The organism is Trebonia kvetii (assembly GCF_007827045.1).
Lineage (GTDB): Bacteria > Actinomycetota > Actinomycetes > Streptosporangiales > Streptosporangiaceae > Trebonia > Trebonia kvetii.
The window spans coordinates 666,739-686,569 of record NZ_RPFW01000004.1; the positions used below are offsets into that span (position 1 = coordinate 666,739).

At 71.3% G+C, this 19,831-nt stretch carries 15 protein-coding genes; 2 read left to right on the plus strand and 13 right to left on the minus strand.

All coding sequences use genetic code 11. The features are described from left to right. Positions 1-48: 48 nt before the first annotated feature. The 13 genes from EAS64_RS23010 to EAS64_RS23070 form a co-directional block, all read right to left on the minus strand. On the minus strand, positions 49-1,773 hold the full coding sequence (locus EAS64_RS23010) for a PucR family transcriptional regulator (protein WP_145855913.1): 1,725 nt from the start codon (positions 1,771-1,773) through the stop codon (positions 49-51). A 29-nt stretch (positions 1,774-1,802) separates the two neighbouring features. Further along, complete coding sequence (gene menC, locus EAS64_RS23015) at positions 1,803-2,921, minus strand: o-succinylbenzoate synthase (protein ID WP_145855914.1); 1,119 nt, start codon at positions 2,919-2,921, stop codon at positions 1,803-1,805. Beyond that, positions 2,918-3,850 carry a GNAT family N-acetyltransferase gene (locus EAS64_RS23020; RefSeq protein ID WP_246115818.1) on the minus strand — a complete coding sequence of 311 codons (933 nt, stop codon included), beginning with the start codon at positions 3,848-3,850 and terminating at the stop codon, positions 2,918-2,920. Before EAS64_RS23020 ends, menC begins: the two co-directional genes overlap by 4 nt. After that, positions 3,840-4,961, minus strand: a complete 1,122-nt coding sequence (locus tag EAS64_RS23025) for a M20 family metallopeptidase (RefSeq protein WP_145855916.1) — start codon at positions 4,959-4,961, stop codon at positions 3,840-3,842. Before EAS64_RS23025 ends, EAS64_RS23020 begins: the two co-directional genes overlap by 11 nt. 67 nt (positions 4,962-5,028) lie before the next feature. Then, positions 5,029-8,469: a serine hydrolase gene (locus EAS64_RS46030; protein WP_145855918.1), complete on the minus strand. Its 3,441-nt coding sequence runs from the start codon at positions 8,467-8,469 to the stop codon at positions 5,029-5,031. After that, a complete protein-coding gene (locus tag EAS64_RS23035; RefSeq protein ID WP_145855920.1) occupies positions 8,466-9,389 on the minus strand; it encodes an ABC transporter ATP-binding protein in 924 nt (307 codons plus the stop codon). The genes EAS64_RS46030 and EAS64_RS23035 overlap by 4 nt, the downstream gene beginning before the upstream one ends. Before the next feature lie 227 nt (positions 9,390-9,616). Continuing rightward, the gene (locus EAS64_RS46830) at positions 9,617-11,773 is read right to left on the minus strand and encodes a dipeptide/oligopeptide/nickel ABC transporter permease/ATP-binding protein (protein ID WP_145855922.1); all 2,157 of its coding nucleotides are present in this window, start codon (positions 11,771-11,773) and stop codon (positions 9,617-9,619) included. After that, a complete protein-coding gene (locus tag EAS64_RS23045) occupies positions 11,773-12,822 on the minus strand; it encodes an ABC transporter permease (RefSeq protein ID WP_222849514.1) in 1,050 nt (349 codons plus the stop codon). Before EAS64_RS23045 ends, EAS64_RS46830 begins: the two co-directional genes overlap by 1 nt. A 12-nt stretch (positions 12,823-12,834) precedes the next feature. After that, entirely contained in the window at positions 12,835-14,454 is a 1,620-nt protein-coding gene (locus tag EAS64_RS23050) for an ABC transporter substrate-binding protein (RefSeq protein WP_222849515.1), read from the minus strand. A gap of 46 nt (positions 14,455-14,500) precedes the next feature. Next, entirely contained in the window at positions 14,501-15,913 is a 1,413-nt protein-coding gene (locus EAS64_RS23055; protein WP_145855924.1) for a serine hydrolase domain-containing protein, read from the minus strand. 107 nt (positions 15,914-16,020) lie between these two features. Beyond that, entirely contained in the window at positions 16,021-16,593 is a 573-nt protein-coding gene (locus EAS64_RS23060; RefSeq protein WP_145855926.1) for a dihydrofolate reductase family protein, read from the minus strand. Positions 16,594-16,641: 48 nt separating this feature from the next. Beyond that, positions 16,642-17,400: an SRPBCC family protein gene (locus EAS64_RS23065; protein ID WP_145855928.1), complete on the minus strand. Its 759-nt coding sequence runs from the start codon at positions 17,398-17,400 to the stop codon at positions 16,642-16,644. A 2-nt stretch (positions 17,401-17,402) separates the two neighbouring features. Continuing rightward, on the minus strand, positions 17,403-18,056 hold the full coding sequence (locus tag EAS64_RS23070; protein ID WP_145855930.1) for an ArsR/SmtB family transcription factor: 654 nt from the start codon (positions 18,054-18,056) through the stop codon (positions 17,403-17,405). Positions 18,057-18,694: 638 nt separating this feature from the next. Between EAS64_RS23070 and EAS64_RS23075 the strand changes: the two genes are divergently transcribed. Both EAS64_RS23075 and EAS64_RS23080 read left to right on the plus strand, forming a co-directional pair. Beyond that, positions 18,695-19,333 (plus strand): SRPBCC family protein, encoded by a 639-nt coding sequence (locus tag EAS64_RS23075; protein ID WP_145855932.1) that lies wholly within the window; start codon positions 18,695-18,697, stop codon positions 19,331-19,333. Between the two features lies 1 nt (position 19,334). Next, on the plus strand, positions 19,335-19,820 hold the full coding sequence (locus tag EAS64_RS23080; protein ID WP_246115819.1) for an ArsR/SmtB family transcription factor: 486 nt from the start codon (positions 19,335-19,337) through the stop codon (positions 19,818-19,820). Positions 19,821-19,831: the final 11 nt, after the last annotated feature.

Here is a 19,831-nt window from a genome sequence, read left to right on the forward strand (position 1 = left end):
GAGACGACGCTCCGCGGACGTGAACGGCAACTGACGGCTACGTAGCCCTCAGTCCACCGGATTCTTCCTCGGGTCCGCAGGATAGACCGCGCGGAGCTGGAGCATCGCCGCGAACCGCTGCTCCGGGTCGCCGAGGTCGATGCCGCTGACCTCGGTGAGCCGGCGCAGCCGGTACCTGAACGTGTTCGCGTGCACGAACATGGCCGCCGACGCGGCCACCACGTCGCCGAAGGCGTCCAGCCAGGCGCGCAGCGTCTCGACAAGGTTGGTTCCGTGCTCGGTGTCGTAGGCGGAGAGCCGCGCGACCGGGCCGGTCGGCCGGTCCCCATGCGCGGCGGCGAGGTCGCGCAGCTCCATGAGCAACGCCTCGGCGTGCACGTCGGCGAGCCTGGCAACCCTCCTGGCGCCAGCGGCGCCGGACCGCAGCACCCGCAGCGCCCGGTCCGCGCAGGCCCGCGCGGCGGGCAGCCCCGCTGCGTCGAACGCCACCTGGCCGATGCCGACGACCGGCCGCGACCGGCTGCCCACCCGGTCGAGGAAGTCGGTGGCGATCCGCATCGCCCGCAGTTCGCCGCCCGTACCGCCAAGGCCATCGGCCGACGCACCGTCGGCGCCCGAGCCGTCGACGCCCGAAACTGAGGAGACCGAGCCGGAGGAGACCGAGGTCACCACCGGGATCAGTCCGTACGCGACGTCGCCGACCAGCGCTGACGCACACCTCGGGTGGATCGCGGATAGGTGCATGGCGAGTCCGTCGGCTAGCCGCGACCGTTCCGCTGGCTCCGCGACAGCGAGCGCGAGCACCACCACCGGCTGGTCGGCGAGCCCCAGCCGCCGCACCGCCTCGAACGCCCCCGTGCCGCCCTCGAGCGCGGTCGACACCAGGTCGGCGCGCAGCCGGCGCGACACGTCGGCGCCCGCCCTGATCCGCAGCAGGTGCAGCGCCACCAGGTGGGCGGCATCGCACATAGCGCGCGCTCGGTCCGGCGTCAGCGGCTCGCGCACCGCCGCCCAGATCGAGCCGAGCACCTCATCGCCCGCCCTGACGGCCACGGCGGCGCGGGGGAGCGCGAAGTCCGGGAGCCCGGAGCCAGACGGGTCGATGTAGACCGGCTGCTCCGAGCGGTACAGCTCGCGGAACACGCCGCGCTCGGCGAGCAGCCGCGAGTACCGCTCGGGCACCTGCCTGCCGAGGATCGTCTCCACCCGGGACCGGTCCGCCTCGTCCTGCCGGCCGGAGAACGCGAGCACCCGCGAGGAGCGGTCCTCGATGGTGACCGGCGCGTCGATCAGCGCCGCGACCGCGTTGGCGACAGAGAACAAGTCACCTGACGGCAGGCCGCCGAGCGTCTCCGAGCCGTCGTCACCGACGTCGCCCTCGGCCAGCAGCGACCGCAGCAGCGCCGCGAGCTGGGTCCACGACGCGCCGCGGGTCAGCCCGAGCAGCGGCACACCCGACGACTCGACCGCGGCGGCCACAGCCGCGTCGCAGGCGACAGGGGAGCGGATGACGAGTCCCGCCGCGCCGTGCCTGCCGAGTGAGGTCAGCAGCGCGGCGATCGCGGCCGGCTCGTGCACACCGACGCCGAGCACGAGCGCCCGGCGCGGCAGCACCGGCTCGTCGAACGGGTCGTGGATCGCCACCCCGCCCACCTCGCCCGCGTCAGGCGCTCCGCCCATTCCCCCTCCGGCGGGCTCGCGGACAAGCTCAAGCAGCGTCGCGCCGAGGTCCTCGAGGACGCGGGTCAGGCTTGGCTGCGGTCGAATGGTCACGCAACGAAGCTACCAGCGGATTTACAGCGTTAAGGCGTGACCCACTCCGTCTGGGTGGTCACCGCGGCGAGCTGGTCGGGAAGCGGCGCGACCCCGATGCCCGGCCCGGCAGGCACGTCAAGGTGACCGTCGGACAGCACGAACGGCTCGGTGATGTCGGTCTTGTAGTACCGGTCAGACGCCGAGGTGTCGCCGGGCAGGGTGAACCCGGGCAGCGCGGCGAGAGCAACGTTCGCGGCCCGGCCGATGCCGGTCTCCAGCATCCCGCCGCACCACACCGCGATGCCGTGCGCGGCCGCCACGTCGTGGATCCGCCGGGCCTCCAGGTAGCCGCCGACCCGGCCGGGCTTGATGTTGATGATCGAGCAGGCGCCGAGCGAGATCGCCGCCGCGGCGGTGCGCGCCGAGGTGATGGACTCGTCGAGGCAGATCGGCGTGCGGACGAGCTTGGCGAGTTCCGCGTGGCCGAGCACGTCCTCCTCGGGCAGCGGCTGCTCCATCAGCAGCAGGTTGAACGGGTCAAGTTTGGCCAGGTGACGCGCGTCCTGCAGGGTGTAGGCGGTGTTCGCGTCCACCTGGATCAGCAGGTCGTCGCCGAACCGCTCGCGCACCGCGCGCACCGGCTCGACGTCCCAGCCCGGCTGGATCTTCAGCTTGATCCGCACGTACCCGGCCGAGACGTACCCCGCGACCTCGTCGAGGAGCCTGTCGATGGAGTCCGCGATGCCCACGGAGACGCCGCAGGGCACCTGCTCCCTGACCGCGCCGAGTTCGCGGGCGAACGACCGCCCAGCGGCGCGCAGCTCCGCGTCGAGCACCGCGGTCTCGATCGCCGCCTTGGACATCCAGTGCCCCTTGAACGGCTCGAGGATGTGCCCGACAAGGGAGCCGTCCAGGTGGCCAGCGGCGAACAGCTTCGGCAGGAAGAACCGCTTCAGCACGTCGACCGTGGCCTCCACGTACTCGGAGGAGTACAGCGGGTCGGACATGGCGACGCACTCGCCCCAGCCCTCGGACTCGCCGGACGGCCCGTCGAGCACGGCGCGCAGCAGCAGGATGTCGCGCGTCGACTCGGTACCGAACGAGGTGCGGAACGGCGCCACCAGCGGCATCGAGATCCGCCGCAGCTCAACCCCGGTCAGATTCATCCAACATCTCCTCTAAGAGAAACCACGTACCAGCCGTCCCTGTCGAAACCGGTCACCCGCGCCCCGCCGTTCAGCAGCGGCGACAGCACGTCACGCAGCGTGCTCCGCCACGCCGCCGCGGCGGCAGGGTCGGACACGCGCATCGCCTCGATGTCGGCGGGCACGCCGACAAGCAGCGTGCGGGCGCCTGACCCGTCCGCGAGCGGCAGGCCCGGTACGGGCAGCCCGTCGGGCCCCGCCGACAGCGCGGTCACCGCGCCGCGCTCGCCCTCGTCGGCGAACGAGGCCTGCCGCGGTCGGCCGCAGGACGCGTCCGCGACCAGCTCCGAGCACAGGTCCCAGTGCACGAGCACCCGGTCGGTCTCGGTGCCGCCGTTGATCGCGTCGTCCATCGTGCCGTAGAAGTTCCGCAGGTACTCGACGGGCCGTGCGCCCAGCTTCACCAGGTTGAAGTAGCCGTTTCTGCGGATCAGCGGGTCGTACGTCCAGGCGATCGTCCGGACGCCGCGGCGCAGGCACCAGGCCCGCTGGTGCACCTTGAGCGCGAACCCGACGGCCCGGCCGAGCCCGGCAGGTCCCACGCCCGCGATGTGGCTGTGCAGCTCCCCGCGCGCGGGCGGGCCGAAGAACCCGATGCACGCGCCGAGCAGCTCACCGCTGACCAGGTCGAAGGCGCCCGAGGCGTAGCTGCCCGCCTTGGTCATCGCCCGCAGCATGTCAAGCCGGAGCGAGGAGTTGCCGTTCTCCGGCAGCCAGATCTCGTCGAACAGCGTGATCATCGCGCCGAGTTCGTCAATCGTGCCAAGCTCGCGGACGACGACCCCCGCGGCCTTGGCCGCCTTGGCTGCCGCCTCGCCCGCCTCCGCGAGCGCAGCCTCGGCAAGCCCAGACTCAGCAAGCCCAGCCTCGGCGAGCACGTCAGGCGTCATCGGTTCCCCTCAGCAGCTCATCGATCAGCGCGGCGAGCAGCGCCGCACGTCCCGGCAGAGCGTCCACAAGCACGTGCTCATGATCAGCATGCGCCCCGCCGCCCACCGCGCCAAGCCCGTCGAGAGTCGGCGTTCCCACGCCCGCGGTGAAGTTCCCGTCGGACGCGCCGCCCACCTCCGCCGACGCCAGCGGCGGCAGCCCGAGCCTGTCGGCCAGCTTGACGGCGACGTCGAACAGTCCGGCGGACGACGACGCGGGCAGCGGCGGCCGGTTCGGCCCGCCGGTTACCTGCAGCACCGCGTCGGGCACCACGGGCAGCAGCGAGCTCATCGCCGCGTGCACCCGTAGCTGCTCCACCGGGTCCCACATCCGCGCGTCGACCGCGAACACCCCGGTCGCGGGGACGGTGTTGGACACGGTCCCCGACGACAGCGCCGTCGGTGTCACGGTGGTGCCGCGCCCGGCGTCGGCGAGGGCGCTCACCGTCAGCACCTGGTGAGCGAGTTCCAGGGTCGCGTTGACCCCGCGTTCCGGCTCGAGACCGGCGTGCGCGGCCCGGCCCACGGCCCGCACCTGGTAAAGCGACACCCCCTTGCGCGCCGTCTTGAGCGCGCCGCCGTCCGCCGATGCCTCGAGCACGAGCGCCGCGGAGCAGCCCGCCGCCTCGGACTCGATCAGCTCGCGCGACGACGGCGAGCCGAGCTCCTCGTCCCCGGTGACGAGCAGCGTCACCCCGCCAGGCACTCCCAGCTCCGCCAGCGCGTGCAGCGCGAGCACCAGGCCGGCCTTCATGTCGAAGCAGCCGGGCCCGCGCAGGACCCCGTCCTTGACGGAGAACGGGTGCGTTTCAAGCGAGCCGAGCGGCCAGACCGTGTCGTGGTGCGCGAGCACTAGGACACGAGCGGGACCGGCACCGAACCGCCACCGCAGGTGCGACCGCCCGTCGAGGACGATCAGCTCCGGGGTGGTCCCGAGGTGCCGTTCGCCGACGGCCGCGACAAGCTCGGCGCTTGCGGCGACCGCAGCCAGCACGGCTGAGGGTGACTCGCACCGCACCAGTTCCTCGATGTCGGCGAGGATGCCCGGCAGGCGGGCCTCCATCGCCGGCATCAGACGGGGGTGCCGGGGGGGTTTGGGGGGGTCGGCCCCCCGGGCAAGCAGGGAAGCGTGATTCACGTTAGTCAGCCACCTTCGGGGTGGCTCGGGCGCCGAAGTGCAGGTACCGCTCGCCGGTGGCAAGCGCGTAGAAGGTGATCGGCACCCAGGTCTCCGCCTCTGGCTCGCGGACCACGTACAGATCCTGGCCGATGGCGGCCATCGGGTAGGTATGCACGGTGTCGTCCGGCTGCAGCTCGGCGAGCGGGCCGGTGATCGTGGTGCGCAGCGCCGGGCCGTCGATCTCATCCGTGCCTGGCAGGATCTCCATCAGCACGCCGGCCCGCTCGTAGCGGCCCAGGTGCGGCGTGATGTCGTTCTGCACCGGCTGGGCGGGCGGCGCGATCGGCGTCGGCATCGCCACGCCCGCCAGCTCGGCGAAGATCTCCTTGTACAGGTCGCCGTACAGGTCGCGGGTGTGGCCGCCGTTGGTGAGCAGGGTGACCGCGATCCCGGCCCCGGGCAAAATGCGCAGGAACGCGGCCTGACCGATGGTGTTGCCGTCGTGGCCGACGAGCCGCTGGCTGTCCCAGCCGAACCGGATCCAGCCGATGCCCCAGGAGTCGCCGAGCACGTACTTGTCGGGCACTTGGGCCTGGAACTCGGTCATCGCGGCGGCGCTCGCCGCGGAGAGCACCCGGGTGCCGTCGGCGGCCAAGCCGCCGGTCAGGTGCATCCTGGCGAAGGCGAGAACGTCGGCGGGGATCGAGGTGATCAGGCCGGCCGGGCCGAGCGAGCGGGGCAGCTGCCAGACCGGGGCGAGGACTGGCTCCGCGGTCACGTCGACGTGCCCGGCGGCGGTGCGGAACAGCAGCGCCTCCTCGGGCAGCGTCACCGTGTGCTTGAGGCCGAGGGGCGTGAAGAGCTTCTCGCGCAGCGCGGCGTCCCAGGTGAGCCCGGTGAGCTTCTCGATGACCCGGCCGGCGAGCGTGAAGCCGGAGTTGCAGTAGGACCAGGTGGCGCCGAGCGGGTGGTTCTGCTTGACCTCGCGCATCAGGGCGACGTACTTTTCCACGCAGTCGTCGCCGCGGCCGGTGTCGGTGAACACGTCGCCGTCGATGCCGCTGGTGTGGCTGAGCAGCTGCCGCATGGTGACGGTCTTGGCGACGTCGGCGTCGGCGAGCTCAAGCTCGGGCAGCACCTCGGCGACGGGCGCGTCCAGGTCGAGCTTGCCCTCGTCGACCAGCTGCATGACCACGGTCGCGGTCCACACCTTGGAGATCGACCCGATCTGGAACAGCGTGTCGGTGGTCGCCTCGATCTTCGCGGGCACGTTCGCGAACCCGTGGCTGGCCTCGACCAGCTCGTCGGGCCTGCCGTCACTGCCGAGCCGCAGGATGCCGAGCGAGGCGCCTGGGACCTTGTGCCGCTCGGCGAGCACCGCCAGACGGCGCTGCCAGTGCGCGGCGTCGATCTTCGGCCGGCTGCCCGTGCTTGCGTGCTGTTCCACCCAGTCCACCACCCGCTGGTTGTAATCGATTCGATGTGACGGCATGCCGTCGAGAATGAACAGGTGCGACGCGCCCGGGTAGCGGACGAGTTGGGTCTCCACCCCCAGTTCGCGCAGCGCCACGTGCCACTCCTCCGCCTGCCCGACGGGGCACCGGATGTCGGAGTCCCCGTGCAGCAGCAGCGTCGGCGTGGTCACGTCGGTGACCCGGGTAATCGGGTCGCTTGCCGAGAAGTCCCGGCCGCGGGGCGAGTCCGCGCCCCACTCCCAGTCCGACAGCTCGCGCGCGGCGTCCGAGGTGCCCGCCATGCTGGTCAGGTCGCAGACCGCACCGCCGGCCACGGCGGCTGCGAACCGGGAGTCCCTGCTCGTCAGGTAGCAGGTCATGTAGCCGCCGTAGGAGTAGCCGGTGACGGCGAGTCGCGCCGGATCGGCGATCCCTTCCGCGACGAGTTCCTCGATCGGCTCGAGGAAGTCCTTGGCGTCCGCGACGCCCCACGCGCCGACGGCGGCGGTGTAGAACGCCTCGCCGTAGCCGTCGCTCGCCCGCGGGTTGACCAGCAGCACCGTCCAGCCGCGCGCCGCGAGGACTTGGTGGTAGACGTGCGCCGGGTCGGCAGCGCCGTTCCACGCGTTGTGCGGTCCGCCGTGCACGTCGAGCAGCAGCGGCGCAGGCCCGGACGTTGCCGGGTCGCGGATCAGCCAGCCCTCGACGGTCGTGCCGTCGGAGATGGTGAACTGCCGCGGCTCGCGCAGGTAGAGCTCGACCCGGCTGTCATCGGCATCGCGGCTCGTGCCGCCCTGAGGCGCATCGTCCTGGCCGGCACGGTCCTGGCTGGCACCGTGCTCGGTGACCGTGGTCCTGGTGCCGGACGCCAGGTCGACGAGGACGATCTCGCCGTAACTCGTCGGCGTGGCGAGGGCGACCGCGGCGGTGTTCCTCGCGACCGACAGACCCGACACGACCATGCCAGGTCCTGCCGCCACCTTCCGCGGCGCCGCGGACCCGTCGGCGGGCACCGCGTACAGGTGAGTGCAGCCACGGTCACGGACGCAGAACAGCACCGTGTTACCGCCGTCGGTGAGCGCGGGAACGCCGCCCGGGTAGCCGGGTGCGCCGCCCATCACATTGCGGTCGAGCGACCCGGCGAGGTCGGTAATGGTTCCAGTGGGGTCGAGCGGCACCCGCAGCAGCGCGGCGTGGCCGATCGCCGCGCCTGGCTCGCCTACGCGGTCCCTGCCGATAACGATCAGCGCGGACCCATCCGGTGTCCAGGCGGCCGGCGCGCCGTAGCCGTCGGCGAGTGCGACCTCGACGGGCCTGGTAAAGCCGCCGGACACGTCGACCGTGTAGACGGGGGCGCGGAACCGCAGGTCGGCGTCGGGCGCGGTCGCCGCGCCGAACGCGAGGCTTGCCGAGCCGGGTGACCAGACCGGGTCGCTGGCGTGCCAGTCGCCCTCGGTGACCTGGCGGACCTTACCGCTGGCCAGGTCGAGGACGTGCAGGTGCTTGCGGATGGTGCGCAGCAGGCCCGCGCCGTCTGCCTTGTAGTCAAGCCGCGTGGTCACCACCGGGGCGGTCGCGCGCTTGGCCCGGGCGGCGTCGTCCTCGCCGGGCATCGCGTGCAGGTCGACGGGCGCGCCGAAGGCGATCTTGGTGCCGTCTGGCGACCAGGCGGGCGCGCCCGCGCCCAGGGGCAGCGACGTGACCTGCGTCGGCTCGCCGCCGCCCGCGGGCAGCAGCCAGACCTGAGCCGCGCCGCCGTCCGCGCGCAGGAACGCGATCCTGGTGCCATCCGGGGACCACGCGGGGGCCGCGTCCGCGGTACCCGTGGTGAGCCGCCGCGCGTTGCCGCCAGCGGTGTCCGCCAGCCACAGTGGCGTCAGGTTCTTGTCCGCGGCCGCGTCCACGGTGGTCAGCACGTAGACGACCTCCCGCCCGTCGGGGGACAGGGCGGGTTGGCCGGGCAGGGCGAACCCGGTGAGGTCTTCGATACGCTGGCGTCGCGTCACTGCGTGCTCCTCGAATCGGCTGCGGCTGCGGGGGCGTATCCATCCTCTGCCAGGCCCGCGCCCTCGGCTAGGTAAGCAACGTCCGCCGCGTCCGCGTCGTCCGCGAACACAGCGCTACCGTCGATCTTGCTGCCCGGCGTGGGCACCGCGGCGAGCAGCCGGCGGGTGTAGTCGTGCGCCGGGTTGCCGAGCACTGTCTCGGCGGGCCCGTGCTCCACGATCCGTCCCTGGTACATGACCGCGACGATGTCGGCGACGTACCGCACGACTGCGAGGTTGTGCGAGATGAACAGCATGGAAAGCCGCAGCTCCCGCTGTAGTTCCCGCACCAGGTTGAGCACCGCGCCCTGGGTGGACACGTCGAGTGCGGAGGTGATCTCGTCCGCGATGATCACGTCGGGGCGGCCGGCCAGCGCCCTGGCGAGTGCGACCCGCTGCCGCTGCCCGCCGGACAGCTCGCCGGGAAACTTGTCCACGGTGCCGCGCGGCAGCCCAACGAGCTCGGTCAACCGTGCCGCCTCGGCGTGGCGCGCCCTCCGGCCGCGTGGCGAGCCGCCGGCCCTGCCGGTACCGCCAGCACCGCCTGCCTGGTCGGCACCTCCGCGCGGTATCGCCTCGGCGATCGACTCGCCGGTGGTCATCCGGGGGTCGAGCGATGCGTAGGGGTCCTGGAAGACCATCTGCAGCGGTCGCCGCCCGTGCCGCGGCACCGGCCTGCCGCCCAGGGTGATCGTCCCCGCGGCGGGCGCGACGAGTCCCACGGCGGCGCGCGCCAGCGTCGACTTGCCTGATCCCGACTCGCCGACCAGCCCGACCACGTGGCCAGCCGGCACGATGAGGTTGACGTCCGCGGCGGCCATGTGGGCGTGCCGTCCGGTCCCGTACCGCACGGTCACGTTGTCGAAGCGCAGCTCGCTCATGAGGACACCTCGCTGGCGCTCGGAGTCCGCATTCGCGGACGCGCTGTGCTTGCCGATTCGCTCGCAAGCTCGCTCATGAGGACACCTCGCTGGCGCTCGGAGTCCGCATTCGCGGACGCGCTGTGCTTGCCGATTCGCTCGCAAGCTCGCTCATGAGGACACCTCGCTGGCGCTCGGAGTCCGCATTCGCGGACGCGCTGTGCTTGCCGATTCCCTCGCAAGCTCGCTCATGCCTGCTCCCGGTTCGCCGCCGTGTCGGCCAATGGTGCTGACAACGCCGCCGTCGGCGCGGCGGATGCCGGATCAACGGTGGTCGTCACCGTCGCAGGGACGCCCGCCAGCACCCGGTCGGTGTGCCAGCAGGCCACCTCGCGGCCGGCCTCGTCCGCGACGAGCGGGGGATCGGACTGCTCGCAGGTGGCGTCGGCGAACGGGCAGCGCGCCGCGAACGCGCAGCCGGCCGGCAGGTTCGCCGGATCGGCTGGGCGGCCAGGAATCACTGCGAGCGGTAGCTCACGCGGGGTCTCCATGGAGGGGACCGCGGCGAGCAGCGCCCGCGTGTACGGGTGCCGCGCGTGCGCGGCCAGGCCGTCGGTCGGCAGGCTCTCCACGATCCGACCCGCGTACATGACGAGCACCCGGTCGCACACCTGACCGACGACGGTGATGTCGTGGCTGATGAACAGCAGCCCCATGTCACCCCGTGATCCGTCGGTGCCGGCCTGGATGGACTTGAGCAGCCGCAGCACCTGGCGCTGCACGGTGACGTCGAGCGCGGTGGTCGGCTCGTCGGCGATGACGAGCGCGGGCTCGCCCATCACGGCCATGCCGATCATCGCCCGCTGCCGCATGCCGCCGGACAGTTCGTGCGGGAACTGCCTGGCGCGACGCTCCGGGTACGCGATCCGCACCGCCCGCAGCCGCTCCACGGCGCGGGCCGCTGCCTGGGGCCTGGTAAGCCCATGGTGCTCGGCCGCGACCTCGGCCAGCTGGATGCCGACCCGCTTGACCGGGTTGAACGAGGTCATCGGGTCCTGGAAGACGAGGCCCGCATGCACGCCGAGGAACCGGCGCAGCTCACGGTCGGACATCCGGGACGCGCCGGGCACTCCCGCCGCGCGCCGACCCCAGTGTCGCGGATAACAGCAAGAAGCGCGCCAGCGCAACCCCCGGCCGGCTGGTCCAGCCTGCTCGCCGAGTGGTGCCTCCGCCCCAAGCAGGTCCCGGCCGAGGAGTTCGAGCCGGGTCGCCGTCACGTGCGCGGGCGACTCGAGCAGCCGGGCGACCGCGAGGGCGGTGAGCGACTTCCCAGAGCCCGACTCGCCGACGACGCCGAGCGCCTCGCCGCGCCCGAGCGTGAAGCTGACGCCACGCACGGGACGCACCCCGCCGGGGAATTCCACGCGCAGACCGGAAACGGACAGGACGGAGTCGGCCGAACCCGTTCCGGATGACGGGTGTTGATCTTCTGCCGCTGCCGCCGCTGCCTTGGCGGAGCGTTCCGCGAGGGCGGAGCGGAGCCTGCCGAGACGCACAGTGTTTGGGAGCCCAGTGCCGCTGCCGAGGCCGACCGCGAGTGCCTCGCCGAACAAGTTGAACGCGAGGCCGGCGACCACCACGGCGACGCCGGGTGCGAGCGCGGCGGCGGGCCGGGTGTAGATGCCCTGCAGGCCGTCGGAGAGCAGCTGGCCCCAGTCGTAGGAGGGCGCCTGGACACCGAGTCCGAGGAAGGACAGGCCGGCGAAGGACAGCAGCGCGTCGCCGGCGGCGATGGTGGCGTTGACGATCAGGGTCTCGCCGATGTTCGGCAGCACGTGCCTGGTGAGCAGGCGGAACCTGGAGACGCCGGCGATCCGCGCCGCCGCGATGTAGTCGAGGCCGGCCACCGAAGCGGACAGCGTGCGGACCAGCCGGGCGAACGAGGGCGCGAGCGCGAACCCGATGGCGAGCAGCGCGCCACGCGCGCCGACGCCGAAGATCACCGCGAAGAACAGCGCGAGCAGCAGCGCGGGGAACGCGACGGCGACGTTGACCGCGGCGGTGATGACCCGTCCGGCGCGATGGCCGACGATCACCGGGGCGGTGCCGAGCACCAGGCCGCACGCCACGCCGATCGCGGTGGCCGCGAGCGCGAGCCCGATCGACAGCCGGGCGGCAACCAGGATGCGGTACAGGATGTCCTGGCCGAGCAGGTTGGTGCCGAGCAAGTGCTTCGCCGAGGGACCCTGCTGCATGTTGAGCACGTCGATCGCGTTGGCCTGTGACGTCCACAGGGCCGGCGCGATGATCGCGAGCAGCAGGATGAGGGCGAGCAGGATCCCCGAGGCGATGCCGAGGGGCGTGCGGGCGGCCTTGCGGAAGGTTCCTGGCCGGCGGCCTGCCATCAGCCCTCCCTGATCGTGGAACGCGGGTCGAGCAGCGCGAGCGCCACGTCGACGACGAGGTTGACCAGCAGCACGCCCGTGCCGTAGACGAGCACGATGCCCTGCACGACCGGGTAGTCCTTGGCGATGATCGAGGTCACGATGGTCTGGCCGAGGCCCGGCCAGGCGAACACGTTCTCCACCAGGACCGTGCCCGCGACCATGGCGGACAGCAGCAGGCCGCCGATCGTGAGAGTGGCGGTCAGCGCGTTCGGCAGCACGTGCAGCAGGTAGACCCGCCAGTTCGGCAGCCGCTTGGCGCGGGCGGTGCGCACGTAGTCCGCGCGCAGTGCGGACAGGACCTCGAGGCGCAGGATGCGGACGAGGACCGCGATGGGGCCGACCGCCATGGCAGCGATCGGCAGCAGGTACGAGGTGAACCCGGACTGGCCGGCCACGGGCACCCAGTGCAGCGTCACGCCGAACACGTAGATCAGCCCCACCGCGAGCAGGAAACCGGGTACCGCCGCGATCACCACGGACCCGGTGGTGGCGGCGAGCTCAAGGCCGCGCCGCCTGCCGTTCCTTGTCAGCACCCCGAGAATGAGCCCGACGGGAACGGAGACCAGGACCGCGATGACGAAGGAGTACCCGGCGAGCTCCAGGGTGGCGGGCAGCCGCTGGCCGATCACCTGCGACACCCCGAGCCCGGAGTCGATTGAGGTGCCCAACTGGCCGGAGAACAGGCTCCGCAGGTAGTGCACGTACTGCAGCCACAGCGGGTCATTGAGCCCGAGCTGCGCGCGGCGGGCGTTGACCAGTTCCTGCGGCGCGTTCAGGCCGAGCGACGCGCGGACCGGGTCGCCGGGGACAAGGTGGATGACCAGGAAGCTCGCCGTGACGAGCACCAGGGCGGAGATGAGGAGCTGCCCCAGGCGCCGGGCCGCGAACCGCAGCCACGGGCTGTCGCCGAGGAAGGCGGTGCCTGCCTGGCCGGCGGGACCGGCTTGGCCGGCCAGGCCGGCGGCCGCGGTCAGGCCCGCGGCCGGCGCCTGGGGAGTCTCCGTCACTTGTGTTAACTCCTAGCCGAGCATCCGGATCGAGGACGGCATGATGCTGCCCTGGCTGAGCTGGAACGTGGCCCCGTTGGCGTAGCTGGTGATCGCCGTGTTGACGAACGGCACCAGGTCCACGTTCTTGTACAGATCCGTCTCCGCCGCGTTCCAGCTGGCGCAGCCGGCCTGGCCGGGCGTCGCCGATGCCTTGGTCACCGCGGCCGTGTAGCCGTGGTTGTTGATGTAGGCGAAGTCGGCGCCCTTGGGCGGCGTCGCGCCGGACACGAACGACACCAGCTGGGTCGGCGAGGTCAGGCCCAGGGGGATGATCCCGACGTTCCAGTCGGCCGTGCCCGCGACGATCTCCGAGCTGATCTCGGCGTCGGTGATGCCGTGCAGCGTGACGGTGACCCCGAGCTGGGACCAGGTCTGCTGCAGCAGGGTCGCGGCCGCGGTGGCGCCGGCGCCCAGGCTGGTCGGGTAGTACAGGGCGACGGTCAGCTTCTTGCCGGCCAGCGCGGACTTGGCCGCGCTCAGGTCAAAGGCCGGCAGGTTCGACCCGATCGTGTTGCCCTTGCACGGGCTGAGCGCGGGGGCGATCGCGCCGGTGGCCGGCTTGCCGGACCCCGAGCTGAGCACCTGGCCGAGCTGGCTGAGCTGGACCGCCTGCGTCAGCGCCCGGCGCACCGCGACGTCGGCGGTGGGGCTGCCCGGCTTCTCGTTGAACCACAGCTCGCCCAGCGGCGCGTACACCGACTGCGAGTACAGGCTGGTTAGCCGCTGGGTGTCGGAGCCGACGACCTGGCTGATGTTGGCCTGGCCGCTCAGCAGCTCGTTCGCCGCGGTCGTCATGTTCGAGACGACCTTGAGGCTGACCGTGGCGGGCAGGCCCACGGTGGCGGAGGTGGCGTCGCCAGGTCCCCAGGTGTAGCCCTTGCGCAGGGTCAGCGTGTAGGAGCTGCCGGGCACCGCCGAGGACAGCGTGTACATGCCGGTGCCGTCCGCGCCGTTCTTGAGGCTGCCGCGGTCCTTCATGCCGTTGCCGCAGACGATCAGCGCCTGGCCGACGTCGCTGACCAGGAACGGGTCCGGGGCCGGCGACTTGACGGTGACCACGCCGGTCTTGTCGTTGCCGGTGGCGGTCGCGCCCGGCGGGGCCCAGGTGCCGAGGCGGCTGCTGGCGTTCTTCGGGTTGGCGATGAAGTTGATGTTCGCGGCGACCGTGCTCGCGGTCAGCGGGCTGCCGTCGGAGCAGGTGACGCCCTGCTTGAGGGTGTAGGACGCGCTGGTGCTGTTGCCTGACCAGTTGGTGGCCAGGTTCGACTCGACCTGCCCGGACGGCGTGAAGTTGATCAGCGAGTCGTACAGGAAGTAGTCGACCTCGAGCGCGTCGGAGATGTAGGCGAGCTGGGGGTCGAGGCTGCCCGGGTCGCTTGGCAGCACAATGCTTGCGGTCTTGCCGCTCGCGTAGCTGGGCGCGCTCGCGCTGGCACTGCCGCTCGCGCTGGTGCTCGCGCTAGCGCTCGCGCCGGTGCTCGCGGGCGCGGCTGCGGTCGAGCTTGAGCCGCTTGAGCAGGCGGCGACCGAAACCGCGGCGAGCGTTGCCGCGATGGGCAGCGCCGCGGTGGTCAGAACTTTTCTTCGCACTATCTCGCCCTCCTGGAAGGCACGTTTAATGAGTTGGAAGGCAGGTTTATGAGTCGCCAGTGTTGGATTCGGCTGAGCGGCGCATGGCCCGGCCGGTGTGGATGAAAAGGGCCCGCCCGCTGCCGTCGTCACCGATGAAGACCTGCGGGAGGTGGAGGCCGTACTTGGGTTCGACCGGGATGAGGGTGTCGTGGGTGAGGTGCACGAGCTCGGTGCGCTCTACCTCGCCGACCAGCGCGGCGAGCTCGCCGAGCGGGGTGTCGGTCATCCATATCCGGCCGTCTTCGTCCTGGGTGATCTCGCTCTTGCCGACCGAGTTCGCGTAGGTGCCCAGGAAGCGTGCTGCGTCGATGCTGGCCGGCTCAGCCGGCGGCAGCGGGTGGGCGGGGATCTCGATGCCCGCGAGCTCGCGCAGCAGGTGCGCGTAGATCTCGAAGTACAGCCCGATCGTGTTGCCGCCGTTGGTGAGCAGCGCGATCGCGGCGTCGGCGCCGGGCACGATGCGCAGGAACGCGCTCTGCCCGATGGTGCCGCCGTCGTGGCCGAACACGCGGCCGCCCTCGAGGTCGAACAGCTCCCAGCTCAGGCCCCAGTGGTCGCCCATGAGGCCGAGCGGCGGCAGCGTTACCTCGACCGCCTGCATGGCGGCGACTGACTCCGCGGACAGTACCCGGGTGCCGTCCGCGGCGACGCCCTTGTTCAGGTGCATGGCGGCGAAGGCGAGCAGGTCACGGGGACGCATCGCGAGCGCGGAGCCGGCCGGCGCGTTGGACTTCGCGAAGTTGTAGATCGGGGCAGGCACCGGGTTGCCGTCCGGGTCCTCCGGGTTCGGCAGGTGCCCGATGGCGGCGCGGAACAGGATGGCGGAGTTCGCGTCGGTGGCCGCGTGGGCCAGGCCGAGCGGCGCGAACAGGTGCTCGCGCAGCGCCTGGTCGAACGGCTTGCCGCGCAGCACCTCGACGATCCGGCCGAGTACGCAGTAGCCCGCGTTGTTGTAGGAGAACATCTCGCCGGGCGGGAAAAGCTGGGGGTCGGTCCTCAGGGTCGCGACGTACTTCTCGACGCAGTCGTCGTTGTTGCCGGTGTCGGTGAAGATGTCGCCCTCGAAGCCGGCGGTGTGGCAGAGCAGCTGCCGCACGGTCATCGTGGCGGCGGCCTCGCTGTCGGCGAGCTCGAAGTCAGGCAGGTAGCTGACGACGGTCTTGTCGATGTCGAGCAGGCCCTCGTCGGCCAGCTGCATGATCAGCGTGCCGGTCCAGGTCTTGGTGATCGACCCGATCTGGAAGACCGAGTCCGTGGTGGCCTCGACCCCGGTCGCGTGGCTGAGCACCCCGGACGCGAAGTCGACGACCTGTCCGCCCGAGTAGACGCCGACCGCGGCGCCGGGCACCTTGTACTTAGCGAGCAGTTCGCTCAGGTTCGCGGAAAGCCAGCCGCTGACCTCATCCAGATTCGCCATGCCGTGACCTTAAATGTCCCGGTTGGCTCCCCATTCGTCGAGATGGACGAAGAATGCCCCTCCCGTTCGTCCTGCCGGACGAACGGGAGGCGTCGATGCTCCAGATCTCAGTGGATCACGTCGAAGACGTTCTTCTGCAGGCCGTTGGCGTAGGCCTCGTACTCGACGAGCTTGAGCTTCTGGGTGTCCTTGTCCGTGCTGCTGAACAGGCGCTTGCCCGCGCCGAGCAGCAGCGGGTAGACGAGCAGGTGGTAGCGGTCGATCAGGCCCGCGTCCGAGAGTGCGTGGTTCAGCGTAGCGCTGCCGTGCACGATGATCGGCCCGCCTTCGGTCTCCTTCAGGGCCGCGACCTCGTCGAGCGAGCGCAGGATCGTGGTCTCGCCCCAGTTGGAGACCAGCTTGTCCGGGGTGAGGGTGGTGGAGACGACGTACTTGGGCATCACCTTGTACTCGGCGAACTCGGCCATGTCCGGCCACACCGGGCTGAACGCCTCGTAGCTGACGCGGCCCATCAGGATCGCGGTCGACTCCTGCTGTTCCCGGCCCTTGATCTCGAAAGCGTCAGGGACGAACTCGACCTCCTTGAAGGTCCATCCCGCGTTCCGGTAGCCGGCCTCGCCGCCTGGTGCCTCGACGACGCCGTCCAGCGAGATGAAGGCGGTGCTGATCAGCCTGCGCATGATGCTCTCCTTGGTGTTTATGTCTGTTGGTGTTTGGTAATTGCGCGGTTAATCGGCGAGCACGGCGGTCAGCCAGTGCTGCCAGGCGGCCTCGGCCGTCTCGGTGCCTGTGTCCTTGGCCGCGTCCGGCGCGAACAGGTGATGGAACATCAGCGCGATCCCGCTGGAGCCGTGGAAGGTGTAGAGCCCGTCGGCGGTGCGGATCGCGAAGCGCTCGTCGTCCGACCAGGTCACCTCGCCGTCGAGCGGCGGCAGGCCGGCCGGCTCCGCCTGTGCGCGCGCGCCGACGGTGACCAGGGCCGGCAGCGACAGCGCGCCGGTGAGCGCCGCGCGCACCTCCTGCGCTGGCTTGCCGCCCGACTGCACCACGGCGAAGACGGGAACCCCGGTGCGGCCAGGGAAGTGCGTCAGGTACTCGCGCAGGGTGTGCAGGTGGAACGGCCAGCCGCGGCGGAGCGCGTCGTACTCGTCCTGCCAGTCGTCGCCGAGCATGCCGCTGTGTACGACGCGCAGCACGGTGCTGCTGTGCTCCCGACCCTCGATCAGGTACTCGAAGGCCATGAACCGGCCGTCGGGCGCCGCGGCCGTGCGGGTGGCGAAGCGCTTGGCAGGCTCGTAGGCCGTGACCACCGCCTCCGCCCGCTGGCCGCCGGTGTCCATCGCGGCGGTGCCGCCCTCGCGCGGCTCCACCTCATTGCGCCCCATGAACCAGGAGTCGATCCCCGGCCCGGTGGCGATCGCGTTCCAGACCTCTTCCGGGCTGGCCGGCAGGATCGCCTCGAGCTCGATCTCGAACGGGTGCGTCATGTTCAGTCCTCCTGTCCTGCTTCTGATTCGGTCTGCTGCGCTTCCCGTACCTGGTGGACCTGGTCCGGGTGAATCTGGGCCGCCGGGATCTGGTGGAGCCCCACGATCAGCCGGTGGCTCCGGCCGTCCGTTTTGGACTCGTCGTGGTAGCGGCCGACGAGGGCCGCGACCGCCTGGGACAACTCCTCAGCGAATGCTGCCCGGTCCGCCGCCGAGGCGAACCGCACCTCGGCTTCGATGGCGAAGGTGGCGATGCGCTGCCTGGCCCTGGCCGCGCCGGCCAGCAGGCTCCCGACCTCCTGCACCAGCCGCGAGCCAAGCGCGAGCAGCCAGCGGGCCGACAACTGGTCGGGGGACTGGGACGGGTCAGGGCTCACCGCGGCGAGGACGCTGGGGGAGATCACGTACGAGGTGGCCGCGGCGCGGTACACCCGCTCGGTGACGCTGCCCTTGCGCCGCTCCTCGCCGAGCTCGACAAGCCCGTGCCGCTCCAGCTCCTTGAGGTGGTAGTTGACCTTCTGCCTCGGCAGCCCGAGGCGAGCGGCCAGCATGCTGGCCGAGCCGGGCTCGGCGAGCGCGGCGAGAATCCGGGCCCGGATCGGGTCCAGTGACGCCTCCGCCGCGGCGGGGTCTTCGATCACAGCGACATCAAGCACACTCCCACTATCCGACCGACAAGAAATCTTGTCAAGACAAAAAAACTTGTCGGTGGAAGGTTCGCACCCGGCGACGGCGGCCCGCGACGGGGGCCCGCGACGGCAAGCCGGCGACAGTGGCCGGGGCGGGAGGCCCCGTCGAGCCTTCTCGCCCTCATTGCGCGGCACCGAACCCGCCACAGCACGCGAACTAAAATGGGCCTCTGGGGTTTTCCTGAACTACCGGGACCGCGGGCTATCGAAGTGAAATCACCGGTCGGCGGCAGCGGCGGAGTCGGCCATCCTCACCCGCCGCCTTCCCGACCGCATGCGTCCCAATACTCTCGGCATCTCCGCAGGTCACATGCGGTACAGCCCGTCAGTGATGATCACGGAACTTTGGATTTCAACGGAACTTTTCTCCCCGGATCGGGGAGTTTTCTTCCGCCAGGATCAAATGTTCCGTGATCAAGTCCGGCATCACGGAAAGAAACTGTCCTGGAGTCCGAATCGCGTGTTTCCGCGATTCCGTCGATTCCGCCGGCCCCGCGGCCCTGACGCCGGGAACCGCCCTGCTCGCCCCGCGCGCCGAGCTTGCGAGACGCATTGTTGCCCGTATAGCCTGCATCTATAAGTCTCCACTTATGGAAGGAGCTGCCATGACGATCGATCCGCTGGCCACGGCCGGCCTGGTGGCACGCGAGGTTCGCACCGGCTCGCGCGACGCGTCGCCGACGAAGATCGTGGTCGCCTGCCGGACTTACCCGACGGGGCAGGCCGACCTGTGGGACGCGCTCACCAACCCCGACCGGATTCCCCGGTGGTTCCTGCCGGTCAGCGGCGAGCTGAAGGTCGGCGGCCGCTACCAGCTCGAGGGGAACGCGGGCGGCGTGGTCGAACGGTGCGATGAGCCGGAAACGTTCGCTGTGACCTGGGAGTTCGGCGACATGGTCACCTGGCTCGCCGTCACGCTCACCCCGGATGGCGCGGGCACCAGGCTCGAACTCGCCCACGAGGCGCACATCGACCCGACCATGTGGGGGCAGTTCGGTCCCGGTGCGGTTGGCGTCGGGTGGGACCTCGCCCTAATGGGACTCGGCCTGCACCTGGAGAGCGGCAAGCAGGTCGACCCGGCGACCGCGGTCACCTTCCCCGCTTCACCGCAAGGCCGCGAGTTCATCAGGCTGGCCGCGACCGGGTGGGGAGATGCCGCGGTCGGGGACGGCGAAGCGCCGGCTACGGCGCGCGAGGCGGCCGACCGCACCTTCGCGTTCTACGCGCCGCCGCCCGCCGGCTGAGGTGGCTCAACAAGCCAAGGCGGTAGGAGTCTTCGAGGCGCTCGGCGAGCCGGTACGCCGGCGCATCCTCGAACTGCTCGCCGGCGGCGAGCGGCCAGTGGGACCGCTCGTCGTGGCGCTGCGGTCACTGACGCCGATCTCGCAGCCCGCGGTGTCGCAGCATCTCAAGGTTCTGCTCGACGCCGGCCTGGTGACCGTGCGCGCCTCGGGCACCCGCCGGCTCTACGCCCTGGACACCGCCGGGCTCGATGCCGCGCGGGCCTGGCTCGACCGGCTCGCCGACCCGCTCGCTCAGCTGGCCCCGTTCGCTCAGCCGCTCGACGCGCTGGCCACCGAAGTCGCGCGCGGCCGCCGGGCAAACAAGGCCGCCACGGCCAGCACACCCAACACGGCCAGCACACCCAACACGGCCAGCAGGGCTAACACTGCCAGCAGGTCCGACCGGGCAGCGGAGCCGCCGGACGCGCACGACCGTCGGCCCGCCTGAGTCGCGGCGGT